Origin of the sequence: Aeribacillus sp. FSL K6-8210 (assembly GCF_037963925.1) — a bacterium.
Classification (GTDB): domain Bacteria; phylum Bacillota; class Bacilli; order Bacillales; family Aeribacillaceae; genus Aeribacillus; species Aeribacillus composti.
The window spans coordinates 170086-182500 of the sequence record NZ_CP150172.1 but is presented as its reverse complement, the minus strand read 5'-3'; the positions used below and the strand labels follow the sequence as shown (position 1 = coordinate 182500).

The 12415-nt window shown below is 41.5% G+C and carries 8 protein-coding genes, 2 tRNA genes and 2 rRNA genes (1 of these 12 cut by a window edge); 2 read left to right on the top strand and 10 right to left on the bottom strand.

Annotated elements, in window-relative coordinates:
• The 4 genes from NSQ41_RS01015 to NSQ41_RS01000 form a co-directional block, all read right to left on the bottom strand.
• A 23S ribosomal RNA gene (locus tag NSQ41_RS01015) occupies positions 1-831 on the bottom strand; it reaches 2103 nt to the left of the window's first position.
• 175 nt (positions 832-1006) lie between these two features.
• A tRNA-Ala gene (locus tag NSQ41_RS01010) sits at positions 1007-1082 on the bottom strand.
• A gap of 16 nt (positions 1083-1098) precedes the next feature.
• Positions 1099-1175 (bottom strand) — tRNA-Ile (locus tag NSQ41_RS01005).
• A 136-nt stretch (positions 1176-1311) separates the two neighbouring features.
• Positions 1312-2865, bottom strand: a 16S ribosomal RNA gene (locus tag NSQ41_RS01000).
• Together the 16S and 23S rRNA genes with 2 tRNA genes alongside form the textbook arrangement of a ribosomal RNA operon.
• Before the next feature lie 346 nt (positions 2866-3211).
• Here NSQ41_RS01000 and pdaB point away from each other — a divergent pair.
• The gene (gene pdaB, locus NSQ41_RS00995; RefSeq protein ID WP_063387199.1) at positions 3212-3982 is read left to right on the top strand and encodes a polysaccharide deacetylase family sporulation protein PdaB; all 771 of its coding nucleotides are present in this window, start codon (positions 3212-3214) and stop codon (positions 3980-3982) included.
• Between the two features lie 87 nt (positions 3983-4069).
• On the opposite strand, the gene NSQ41_RS00990 is transcribed toward pdaB, so the two are convergent.
• Entirely contained in the window at positions 4070-4687 is a 618-nt protein-coding gene (locus NSQ41_RS00990; protein WP_063387198.1) for a KinB-signaling pathway activation protein, read from the bottom strand.
• A 148-nt stretch (positions 4688-4835) separates the two neighbouring features.
• Here NSQ41_RS00990 and gerD point away from each other — a divergent pair, with 148 nt between their 5' ends.
• Positions 4836-5438, top strand: coding sequence for a spore germination lipoprotein GerD (gerD, locus tag NSQ41_RS00985; RefSeq protein WP_327857015.1), 603 nt, complete (start codon positions 4836-4838; stop codon positions 5436-5438).
• Between the two features lie 17 nt (positions 5439-5455).
• Here the strand turns inward: gerD and NSQ41_RS00980 are convergent, their stop codons facing one another.
• The 5 genes from NSQ41_RS00980 to rpsI form a co-directional block, all read right to left on the bottom strand.
• Positions 5456-6499, bottom strand: coding sequence for an Mrp/NBP35 family ATP-binding protein (locus NSQ41_RS00980; protein WP_063387196.1), 1044 nt, complete (start codon positions 6497-6499; stop codon positions 5456-5458).
• A gap of 99 nt (positions 6500-6598) precedes the next feature.
• On the bottom strand, positions 6599-7312 hold the full coding sequence (gene cwlD / locus NSQ41_RS00975) for an N-acetylmuramoyl-L-alanine amidase CwlD (protein WP_063387195.1): 714 nt from the start codon (positions 7310-7312) through the stop codon (positions 6599-6601).
• A 463-nt stretch (positions 7313-7775) separates the two neighbouring features.
• Positions 7776-10847 (bottom strand): Ig-like domain-containing protein, encoded by a 3072-nt coding sequence (locus NSQ41_RS00970; protein ID WP_339210775.1) that lies wholly within the window; start codon positions 10845-10847, stop codon positions 7776-7778.
• A gap of 618 nt (positions 10848-11465) precedes the next feature.
• The gene (locus NSQ41_RS00965; protein WP_063387192.1) at positions 11466-11903 is read right to left on the bottom strand and encodes a DUF2521 family protein; all 438 of its coding nucleotides are present in this window, start codon (positions 11901-11903) and stop codon (positions 11466-11468) included.
• Between the two features lie 114 nt (positions 11904-12017).
• Complete coding sequence (gene rpsI / locus NSQ41_RS00960; RefSeq protein ID WP_063387191.1) at positions 12018-12410, bottom strand: 30S ribosomal protein S9; 393 nt, start codon at positions 12408-12410, stop codon at positions 12018-12020.
• Between the last annotated feature and the right edge of the window lie 5 nt (positions 12411-12415).

Sequence of the window (12415 nt, the reverse complement as noted above, 5' to 3'; positions counted from 1 at the left end):
GCATTTCACCCCTACCCACACCTCATCCCCGCACTTTTCAACGTGCGTGGGTTCGGGCCTCCAGCAAGTGTTACCTTGCCTTCACCCTGGACATGGGTAGATCACCTGGTTTCGGGTCTGCGACCTCGTACTATTTCGCCCTCTTCAGACTCGCTTTCGCTGCGGCTCCGCCTTTCGGCTTAACCTTGCACGAAATCGCAACTCGCCGGTTCATTCTACAAAAGGCACGCCATCACCCGTTAATGGGCTCTGACTACTTGTAGGCACACGGTTTCAGGTTCTCTTTCACTCCCCTCCCGGGGTGCTTTTCACCTTTCCCTCACGGTACTGGTTCACTATCGGTCACTAGGGAGTATTTAGCCTTGGGAGATGGTCCTCCCTGCTTCCGACGGGATTTCACGTGTCCCGCCGTACTCAGGATCCACTCGGGAGGGAACGGAGTTTCGACTACAGGGTTGTTACCTTCTCTGACGGGCCTTTCCAGACCTCTTCGTCTACCCCGTTCCTTTGTCACTCCTTAATCGAGTGTCCTACAACCCCAAGAGGCACGCCTCTTGGTTTGGGCTGTTCCCGTTTCGCTCGCCGCTACTCAGGGAATCGCTGTTGCTTTCTCTTCCTCCGGGTACTTAGATGTTTCAGTTCCCCGGGTTGCCCTCCATACCCTATGGATTCAGGTATGGATACTGCCCCATTACGGACAGTGGGTTCCCCCATTCGGACATCTCCGGATCGACGCTTACTTACAGCTCCCCGAAGCATTTCGGTGTTTGTCCCGTCCTTCATCGGCTCCTAGTGCCAAGGCATCCACCGTGCGCCCTTTCTAACTTAACCGTTTCTTCCTAACATGAGCGATCTATTCGTGAATGTCTTTCCGTTATCCAGTTTTCAAAGAACAATGCTTTTTCTCAATGAGCTCCCTTGCTGCTTGAATTGCTTTTAGCCGAACATCCGATCCTTCGAATGGGCTCTCGCATAGGAGCAATGCTTCCAATATTCATCAAACTTATGGTGGAGCCTAGCGGGATCGAACCGCTGACCTCCTGCGTGCAAAGCAGGCGCTCTCCCAGCTGAGCTAAGGCCCCAGGATGGTCTTATTTATGGTGGGCCTGAGTGGACTTGAACCACCGACCTCACGCTTATCAGGCGTGCGCTCTAACCGGCTGAGCTACAGGCCCATCCTGTATTTTTTTATTCAGCTTCTATTCGCTGGGAAATCGACTTTGCGAATTCACCAGCAAACGGGGAAGGATGTGATCCTTCAAAACTAAACAAAACGGAAAAGCGTACCTTTTTCAATGTATATATCCTTAGAAAGGAGGTGATCCAGCCGCACCTTCCGATACGGCTACCTTGTTACGACTTCACCCCAATCATTTGTCCCACCTTCGGCGGCTGGCTCCCGTAAGGGTTACCCCACCGACTTCGGGTGTTACAAACTCTCGTGGTGTGACGGGCGGTGTGTACAAGACCCGGGAACGTATTCACCGCGGCATGCTGATCCGCGATTACTAGCGATTCCGGCTTCATGCAGGCGAGTTGCAGCCTGCAATCCGAACTGAGAGTGGTTTTTTGGGATTCGCTCCACCTCGCGGTTTCGCTGCCCTTTGTACCACCCATTGTAGCACGTGTGTAGCCCAGGTCATAAGGGGCATGATGATTTGACGTCATCCCCACCTTCCTCCGACTTTTAGCCGGCAGTCACCTTAGAGTGCCCAACTGAATGCTGGCAACTAAGGTCAAGGGTTGCGCTCGTTGCGGGACTTAACCCAACATCTCACGACACGAGCTGACGACAACCATGCACCACCTGTCACCCTGTCCCCGAAAGGGGAACGCCCTATCTCTAGGGTTGTCAGGGGATGTCAAGACCTGGTAAGGTTCTTCGCGTTGCTTCGAATTAAACCACATGCTCCACCGCTTGTGCGGGTCCCCGTCAATTCCTTTGAGTTTCAGCCTTGCGGCCGTACTCCCCAGGCGGAGTGCTTAATGCGTTTGCTGCAGCACTAAAGGGTGGATACCCTCTAACACTTAGCACTCATCGTTTACGGCGTGGACTACCAGGGTATCTAATCCTGTTCGCTCCCCACGCTTTCGCGCCTCAGCGTCAGTTACAGGCCAGAGAGCCGCCTTCGCCACTGGTGTTCCTCCACATCTCTACGCATTTCACCGCTACACGTGGAATTCCGCTCCCCTCTCCTGCACTCAAGTTCCCCAGTTTCCAATGGCCGCTCGCGGTTGAGCCGCGAGATTTCACATCAGACTTAAGGAACCGCCTGCGCGCGCTTTACGCCCAATAATTCCGGACAACGCTTGCCACCTACGTATTACCGCGGCTGCTGGCACGTAGTTAGCCGTGGCTTCCTCGTCAGGTACCGTCAAGGTACCGCCCTATTCGAACGGCACTTGTTCTTCCCTGACAACAGAGCTTTACGATCCGAAGACCTTCTTCGCTCACGCGGCGTTGCTCCGTCAGACTTTCGTCCATTGCGGAAGATTCCCTACTGCTGCCTCCCGTAGGAGTCTGGGCCGTGTCTCAGTCCCAGTGTGGCCGGTCACCCTCTCAGGTCGGCTACGCATCGTCGCCTTGGTGAGCCGTTACCTCACCAACTAGCTAATGCGCCGCGGGCCCATCCTGCAGTGACAGCTAAAAGCCGCCTTTCAACCGAAAACCATGCGGTTTTCGGTGTTATCCGGTATTAGCTCCGGTTTCCCGAAGTTATCCCAGTCTGCAGGGCAGGTTGCCCACGTGTTACTCACCCGTCCGCCGCTAACCTAAAGGAGCAAGCTCCCTTCGGTCCGCTCGACTTGCATGTATTAGGCACGCCGCCAGCGTTCGTCCTGAGCCAGGATCAAACTCTCCAAAAAAAGTTTGTCACCAAATGCTCTTTTAGAATCAACAGGCACGCTTTTCGTTTTGTTCAGTTTTCAAGGATCATATAACTACTTCGACGAAATAACATTATAACAAAACAATTGTGTCCAGTCAATGTTTTTTATTTTTTTCACAATGACTTTCATAATATATCATGGCGTCAAAACGTTTGTCAATACATTTTTTAAAACACTTAACAAACAGCGACGATTAATAATATATCAACTTTAAACTATTTCGTCAACACCTTTTTAAAATTATTTTTAATTCTCCATCCTTATTCATAATTAAAAGTTCAATTCATACAATTTTACAAGATAAGGACAAGGAGGAGCATCAATGAACCGTTTTTACATCATCCATATTAAAAAAATCAAACAATTACTTTTTTTAATCATAATCGCTTTTTTTACTGCTGTCTTTATGTACTTTCAAACAATACCAAATATCCCGGTTTTCACTACAAAGAACGGGCCGAAAGCTATTTATAAAGGAGACGGAAGCGGTAAGAAAGTTGCCTTGACATTTGATATTAGCTGGGGAGATGAAAAAGCAATTCCAATTTTAAATACTTTGAAAAAATATGGACTAACCAATGCAACATTTTTTGTATCCGCCTCATGGGCCGAACGCCATCCTGAAGTAGTCAAAAGAATTATCGATGACGGTCATCAGCTCGGCAGCAAAGGATATGCTTATAAAAACTATACTGAGTTGGACACTAACGAAATTAAGCGTGATTTATCTTTAGCCCAGCATACATTTCAAAAGCTTGGTATCAAGGATATAAAATTGCTGCGGCCCCCAACCTGCCAATTCGATCAAAACGTTTTAAATATTGCTGAACAATATGGATTAACTGTCGTCCATTACAGCGTAAATTCAAATGACTGGCAAAACCCGGGAGTCAACAAGATTATCCAAAATGTTACGAAACACTTAAAACCAGGTGATATTATCCTGCTTCACGCATCAGATTCAGTTAAACAAACTAACCAAGCGTTGCCGGCGATTATTCAACATTTGAAACAAAACGGCCTTAAAAATGTAACCGTACAAGAATTAATTGAAAACAGCAATGCAAGAACGAAAGAACTATCATTCAAATGAAAAGAACTTTGGAAGTAAATTCAAACCAATCGTTTTCAATATTTTGGAAATCAATAAGCATTTTAAAGAGCTATAAGGAAAACTCCTTCAGCTCTTTTTTGCTTTTGGCGAGTCATTTGTCATTTTCGGCAAAATCAACAATTGGTAAGCATTGCAAATTAAAATTGGAAACAGCATTAAATACAGCCAATCTCTATCATTGACACGAAGGGCCGGCATCCACTCAATCACTGAAACAACAACCATAAAAAACAATGCAGGGACAAACGCATCTTTATTCGTCTGTTTTTGCTTAAAATAAGCAATTACAGCAGAAAACAACAAAATGACAACAGCTACTAAAATATACGGGACAATGGAATCTCCAGTTTGCGCAAAAAATTGATATCGAAAATAAACTAAATCAAACAACACAAAAATGATTAACAAGATTTGAACAGAGTTCCATAACGAAACTGAGCGAAAAATGCCTAGGCCAAACCTGTGCACAGTCAAATAAGCGAAAAAGCCCATTTGGCTGATGATGCTGAAAATAAAACCTACTCCGATCAACCAAAACAATACTGCAACAATTTCAACAATATTAAAAGACAAAAACAATTTTTCATACTCGCTCCATCTTAAGATAAAACCAACAATACTTGTCGCAACTCCACCTACAATGAGAGTAGAAAGGAAAAATCGTACCCAATTTCGGCTTTTCACTGCCAACCCCTCCATATTTCGTAAAATATCATATGATTTTATCAATCCAACTTGTATATTACCATATGGCAAAACTTTTTTCGCATAAAAACCAGTTGGTTTCTCAACATAATGGTAGAAGTTATTATTGAAAGGAGCTAAATGAAATATGAGAGGTAGAAATTGTTCGCTCCTCATCATGATGCTTATATGGATGATCGTTGCAGGATGTGCGGATCGGCAGCAAAGTGAACCAATGAATTATGATGAAACAAAAAAAATGGTTGTAGACATATTAAAATCTGACGAAGGAAAAAAAGCCGTTCAAGAAATTATGAAAGATGAAGAAGTTCAACGAAACTTCATTTTAGATCAAAAAACCGTCAATAATACGATTGAAAAAACGTTAACATCAGAAAAAGGGAAGGAATTTTGGAAAAATACATTTGAAGATACAAAATTTGCGGAAGGATTTGCGAAAACATTGCAAACAGAACATGAAAAAGTGATCAAACGTTTAATGAAAGATCCGGAATATCAAGGAATGCTTATGGATGTGCTGAAAAATCCTCAAATGGAAGAAGAACTATTGAAGGTTTTAAAAAGCAAAGAATACCGCCAATATTTACAGCAGCAAATTACAGATGTTCTATCAAGTCCGCTCTTTCAACCGAAAATTGAGGAAGCGCTATTGAAGGCTGCTCAGCAAGCTCAAAGTAAACAACAAGGCGGGGGCAGCTCCGGAAACGAAGGCGGGGGCGGAGGCCAATAGACCTCCTCTCCCTTCCTTTACTTTTCTGTTATCTCAATCACTTTTCTTGCTATATCTAAATAAATTTTCCCTATTGGATGGTTTTCATTATAAACAGACGGAGCAAAGTCCTCTTCATCCCAGTCCGGCTGCTCAAGCGGAATTTGCCCTAATAGAGGGACCTGCAAATCCTCTGCAAGCTTCTGACCTCCGCCTTTCCCAAATACATACTCTTTTTGGCCTGTTAATTTACTTTCAAAATAGGACATATTTTCAATAACTCCTAAAATTTCGTGCTCCGTTTTAATGGCCATTGCACCAGCCCTTGCAGCAACAAATGCAGCTGTTGGATGAGGCGTAGTTACAATGATTTCTTTACTAGTTGGAAGCAATGTATGCACATCTAATGCAACATCACCTGTACCAGGAGGCAAATCAAGGAGTAAGTAGTCCAACGATCCCCATTCAACTTCTTGGAAAAAGTTATTCAGCATTTTTCCGAGCATCGGACCTCTCCAAACAACAGGCGCATTATCTTCAACAAAAAAAGCCATTGATATGACTTGCACACCAAACCGCTCAACTGGAATAATTTTATCCCCGCGAACGATCGGCCGGTTCATGATCCCCATCATATCAGGAACGCTAAAGCCGTAAATATCTGCATCAATAAGACCAACTTTTTTTCCTAGACGAGCAAGGGACACAGCCAAGTTGACAGATACGGTTGATTTGCCGACCCCGCCTTTTCCGCTTGCTATTGCAATAAAGGTTGTTTTTTCATTCGATAAAATGGAAGGGCTTGTACTATCAGAATAATACTTTTGGACAATTTCCTTTGGAAGCTCCGAAAAACGCAGCCCAACAGTCTCGGCACCCGCTTGTTTAAGCTTTGCAACAATTTGCTGCTGGAGTGTTAACTGCTCGCTTGTTCCCGTTTTGGCAATTGCTATTTTTAAACTAATATGTTTTTTTTCGGGCTTGATTTTTATTTCTTCAATCGCATTCAATTCTTTTAAAGATTTATGTAAAAATGGATCTTCCAACTGTTCGACAATGGACCTTACATCTTCTTCCCGCATCGTATCCACAACCACCTTTTTTCCATAAGACTTTTAATAGTATATAGTATAACACATTTCCAACAGTCCATTGAAAATAGATGCCTGAGAAGAATCCATTTATTCCGGTATTTGCTGTTCATTGGAAAAATAACGCAAAACCCCGTTGTAAATGGCGGCTGCCACTTTTTTCTGATATTCTTCAGAAGCAAGAAGCTCTTCCTCAGAAGGATTGGATAAAAATCCTACCTCCACAAGCGCACCCGGTTTTTTTGCATGCTTTAGTAAATAGACACCGCTTATTGGCTTTGCTTTTCGATCTGTATTTCTTAAATTTTTCCTTAATTCATCTTGGATAAATTTCGCAATAGCTTCATTCTCCTGATATTTTCCGTCATAAAATGTTTGCGCTCCCCTCCATTTTGGAGATGGAATAGCATTTAAATGGATGCTCAAAAACAAATCGGCGTCTGATTCATCAATTAGGCGAACGCGCTTTCGAATATCTTCTGATTTTCTCCGGCTATATCCGTGTGTATCGTCCGAAGCCAAATCTTCATCTTTTTCTCTTGTCAATAACACTAACGCTCCCTGCTCTTGTAAATAATCTCGAGCAATATTGGCAATTTTTAAAGTTATATCTTTTTCCAGTAGTTTTTTTCCTACTGCTCCTCCATCGGGACCTCCGTGACCGGGGTCTAAGTAAATGATTTTTCCTGATAACGGAAGATTCCATGATTTCCATGAATTGAAAAGGGAGAATTGATATTGAATGATAAATACGAGAATTAGAAACCCAGCAATAAACAGTGCCCATTTCAGCTTTTTTTTCATTCCGAATCCCTCCTGCTCGTCCCTTCAATTCAATATATGGAAAAGCACGATGATTTATGATTAATACAATTTTAATTTACATCTCTTTTTTCCAGCCGATTCCCACCAGAAAATTGGCGCATTCAAAATTTAACTAATCTGCTCAAACTCGTCATTCTCCCCAACAGATAATATAGCTGTAGAAGCCGTCAACTTTCTGCCATACAGCTGTTTGTGCTTTAATGATAAATCGCCTTATCACTGTTCGGTCCTAGATATGAAGTTTAAATTGGGGGCAATTAGGGATAATGGAATGCTTCACTTGAAAATAAAATTGTATGTCTGATTCAGTTTTTTTACAGCGCTTTTTTTCAAAAAGAAACATTTTAAGAGTATAAAAAAAAGCTCCCGCAAATATGGGAGCTAAGATGAATGTTGCGTTTCAGTTATAACGAGACCGATCAGGCTGGCACGGTCAATTTTATTATTTATATTTGACGGTAACTTTCGTGCTTTTTCCTACATTTCCAGCCTTATCTTTTGCATACACTAGGAGAACTGTTCCGGCTTTTTGTTTTTTGATTGAAACAGAGAAATTTCCGTTTTTATTCGCTTTGCCCGAACCGATAACTTTCTTTCCTGCTTTGACATACACCGTTGAATACGCCTCTGCTTTTCCTGTCACCGAGGAAGATTTTCTTGTCACTTTGTTCACTTTAGGAGCACCCGGCGGTATTTTATCGAGTACCGTCACTTTTCGAGCCGGACTCACATTCCCCGCTTTATCCGTCGCTGTTACGTAAAGAACTGTTCCAGCTTTTTGAGCCGTTTTTAACGAAATTGCGAATTTCCCATTTTTATCTGTCGTGCCGGTGCTCAATACTTTGCTGCCGGCCTTTATTGTTATTTTTGATCCTGCCTCCGCTGTCCCTCTGACCGTTTTATCTTTATTGCTGACCGAATTTACACTCGGAGTACGCGGCGGTGTTTTATCAATTACCGTCACTTTTCGCGCCGGGCTCACATTCCCCGCTTTATCCGTCGCTGTTACGTAAAGAACTGTTCCAGCTTTTTGAGCTGTTTTTAACGAAATCGTGAATTTCCCATTTTTATCTGTCGTGCCGGTGCTCAATACTTTGCTGCCGGCCTTTATTGTTATTTTTGATCCTGCCTCCGCTGTCCCTCTGACCGTTTTATCTTTATCGCTGACCAGGTTTACGCTTGGAATGCTAGGAGGCGTTTTATCCAATACCGTCACTTTTCGAGCCGGACTCACATTCCCCGCTTTATCCGTCGCTGTTACAGACAAAATCGTACCAGCTTTTTGCGGTGCCCGTAATGGGACAGAAAACTTGCCGTCTGATCTAGACGTTCCTTTTCCTAATTCTATTGTTCCTAATTTTACCGTTATCGTTGCACCCGCCTCCGACGTTCCTGTCACTGCTTTATCTGAATCTTTCACTTCATTGACAGCAGGTGCTGTCGGCGGCGTTTTATCAACCACCGTTATTTGAACCGACTCGCTTTTATTTCCCGCCTGATCCCTGGCATATACGCTTAATACAGTCCCAGCTTTTTGTTTACTGATGGAAATGCGAAAAGATCCATTATTGTCAGCTGCTGCAGAGTTCAATATCTTTGAACCAAGCTGGACATAAACAGTAGTTCCTGGATCAGACAGCCCATTTATAAATGTATCCCGATCACTTACCGGGTTTACTATCGGTTTGCTTGGAGAAGTGGAAGGCTTATTTTCCTCTACATCAAAAAAAGTATAAGTGATGTCATCTCCTTTAGATGCAGGAACAGTTTCATTACCAACAGCCCGTTTTACTATGGCTCCGCCGCCCCGCAAGCTGGCGGATTCTCCCGAAAATATTTTTGGAATTAATGAATCAAAGCCCTCTTCACCATTAAAACCATATATTCCCGTATCTTTCTTCAGTAAAAGGGCGGCGCGGAAGTTCGTCATCAATTTTCCAAATGTAAGGGTAGGGTCGATATATTTTTTCGCTACATTCTCTACTGCTTTATAATCATTATGAGTATCTGTTAAAATCTCTTTGAAAATCTTGTTTCCTTGATTCGCTTGAATTCTGACATATTGTCCAAAAAGATAGGACAAGGAATAGTTAGACAAAGTGTCGCCATTATCATCCCAATACAATAATGAATGACCATTTGTAATGGAGGTAGAAATATTGTAGTAATTAATGGTATTCATTAAAGGTTTTCCAGTATACATGTGTTCAGCTGCCATTGACAAAGCTTCATCTAGCCATGTATCCATTTGGGAGCCATTTTCTATAAATACATTTTGGTTAAAATTCACCATATGTTGAAATTCATGTGCCAATGTTTCGTATGCAGCACTTACATCCTTTTCCGTCCCTGTTCCCATTAAAGGATACGTATCAATATAAAAAATCTCTGATTTGTTGGAGTATGGAATATCATGCAAATCTCCTCCATAAAAGTAACCAGCAATATACCCCCCTAATCCTGCAAAACCATCTTGTATATCATAACAAAGAATGTGAATTTTCCCGTTTCCGTCCACATCGGATTCGCTGGCAAAATTTTGTGTGATGAGCGGATAAATTTTTTGATCAAATTCTTGCCCTAATTTTTGCGCATCAGCTTCTGTAATTTGATTATCATAAACCCATACGTTCGTTTTTGTACCTGAATACAGCAGCTTGGCGCTAATTTGTTTATCTTCATTGGTCGTAAAATCATGCACCCAAAATGTCTTAGTATCGCCAACTTTATTGAGAAACTTTTTGGAGAGAGATTTTTGTTGAAGTTTCTTGTCTTCATGTTTCTCCGTATCAAACGGTCTAATTACATCCAGTTTATAAGCATTCAATCCTATTTTTTTGTTTATCGTATATTGATCATTATTAATCTTGAACGCTCCAGTGTCTTGAGTATTATTCACGTCTACGGACTCGTTGCTGATTAATACGTATTTATTTCCCTCGGGTGCTGTTTCTGAATAAAAAGGATTCCGCACCTTAAATGTTGTTACATCGGAATAATATTCACTTTCTTTGTCAGGAAAAACACCTATTCTTAAATAAATATAAGGTTGATCGCTATAAATGGACTTTAAAAGCTGTGCAATGAGGTAGGCCTCATATACTCCATATGTATCGTACTCGACATACCCAAGGAATTTCAATGTTCCTCCAATATCTTTATAAAATTCTATTCCAATATAACTGTCTTTTTCTATATTTTTATCTGAATTATACAGAATTTCAATGTCCATCGAGTCGTTCATATCGTAAATACGTTCAAATGTAATTTCATGATAGACATTTTTCGAGTCCAACAGCCAGCCAACAATTTCTCCCTCCTGAATTAATGGATAATCCGCCGGATTTGTAGATTGTGTTTTTTCCTCTTTGTGTTGTTTCTTTGGTCCTGAACTTTGCTGGAATGTCGAAATTATTTCCTTTCTGCTATCACTTCTTTCCTGTGCAAAACCGCTAGCTGGCACCAATAATAAAAAAATAAGAACAAGGCATAACGACTTTTTCAACCAACCCATTTCTCCACCTCTTTATTTATAAAAAATTGATAGAAATATTATAATGGATGATTTTGTATAAGGCACTAAAATTTTTTGAACAGTCACAAAAGTTTTAAGCCTATTCGCCTAAATGAAAAGTGCTAATAAAATCTTTGTGGTAAAGAGAAAAGAAACGTGTCAAAGCTCAGCAAAAAAAAGACAAATAAAAAATAAAAGCCGATTTCCTCACCTGCGTTACACAATAGGGGGGTTGCTCGGCAAATGATAAAAGCTTTTTCTCTCTGCGAAAATCTGGAATCGTTGAAAAGACGTTCATATCGAGATGAACATTTTGAAAACCGCAATTTTTGTTTTTAAAAGTTTTTATAACATAGCCACAGTGCATGGATGTCGCCCAAATTGTCCTTACGAGTAATATTTCACATAGGAAATAAAAAACCATTTTGCTTCATTCTTCCTTGCAAAAAATAAGCAGCACTGCCAATAAATCCTGAACTTTTCCTTTTTGAAATAAAAAAGCCAATCAAAAGGCGAATTCAGCAATGGCCCCCGTCAAATCATTTTTTCACAAGCCGTTTTTAGGCATAAAAAAAGCCCGTTCCAACGAAGTTGAAATGAGCCATGCATGAACTGCTTTTAAAGCTTTAGTTTGTATCTCTTTTTTCCAGCTAAAAACCCCTCTTCCCACCAATAATGAATAAAGTGCTGGCATGTCAAATAGATGGATTCCATAACAAAATCATCATTTGATTCCCTTGCCAAATAAAGAATATTGTCAAATAAATTGTTAATAAGCTCTTGTTCTTCCTGTATACAACGTGTATTGGCCTGCTCCATCGATTCCCCGTAATATCCGAACCGGCTGTAGGCCGCTCCCAACAAAAAAGATTCAATGGCCGAGTGGACACACTCTTCTTCCATTGCAGTTTTATGGAAGCGTTTTTGAAAAAAAGGATTAAACCATTCATCAATCATATTTTTCAATTTGCGAATTGGGAGATCTTTTAACATTTTTCGCTCAGTGAGAAGCTTTTTTTCCTGCCGTCTTTCATTAAAGTCTGTAATTACATTCATCAAAATCTCCTCCTTGTTTTTATTTTTTTCAGTTCACGCTGTTCCATTCAACCACTCCTTTCCAATTGCAAATAAAAAACCACAACGATTTGTTGTGGTTTAAGGTTCGAATCATTAACGTTTTGAAAATTGCGGTGCACGGCGTGCTCCTTTAAGACCGTATTTCTTACGCTCTTTTACGCGAGCATCTCGAGTTAATAAGCCTGCACGCTTTAACGTTCCGCGATATTCTGGATCAGCTTGTAAAAGTGCACGAGCAATTCCGTGGCGAATAGCGCCTGCTTGACCAGTGAAACCGCCGCCTCTAACATTTACTAGTACATCATAATTGCCAACTGTCTCTGTTAAAACAAGCGGTTGTTTAATATCTTCAATCAAAGCTTTTGTTGGAATGTAATCTTCAATGTTCCGTTTATTAATTACGATACGGCCTTCACCAGGAACTAACCGAACACGGGCAACAGAGCTTTTGCGACGACCGGTACCGTAGTATTGAACCTGTGCCAAAATGA

What these genes read in the sequence shown, in the direction of transcription:
- pdaB (WP_063387199.1), top strand. Translation starts at nt 3,212, where the DNA reads ATGAACCGTTTTTACATCATCCATATTAAAAAAATCAAACAATTACTT.
- gerD (WP_327857015.1), top strand. Translation starts at nt 4,836, where the DNA reads ATGAGAGGTAGAAATTGTTCGCTCCTCATCATGATGCTTATATGGATG.
- NSQ41_RS00980 (WP_063387196.1), bottom strand. Translation starts at nt 6,499, where the DNA reads ATGCGGGAAGAAGATGTAAGGTCCATTGTCGAACAGTTGGAAGATCCA.
- cwlD (WP_063387195.1), bottom strand. Translation starts at nt 7,312, where the DNA reads ATGAAAAAAAAGCTGAAATGGGCACTGTTTATTGCTGGGTTTCTAATT.
- NSQ41_RS00970 (WP_339210775.1), bottom strand. Translation starts at nt 10,847, where the DNA reads ATGGGTTGGTTGAAAAAGTCGTTATGCCTTGTTCTTATTTTTTTATTA.
- NSQ41_RS00965 (WP_063387192.1), bottom strand. Translation starts at nt 11,903, where the DNA reads ATGAATGTAATTACAGACTTTAATGAAAGACGGCAGGAAAAAAAGCTT.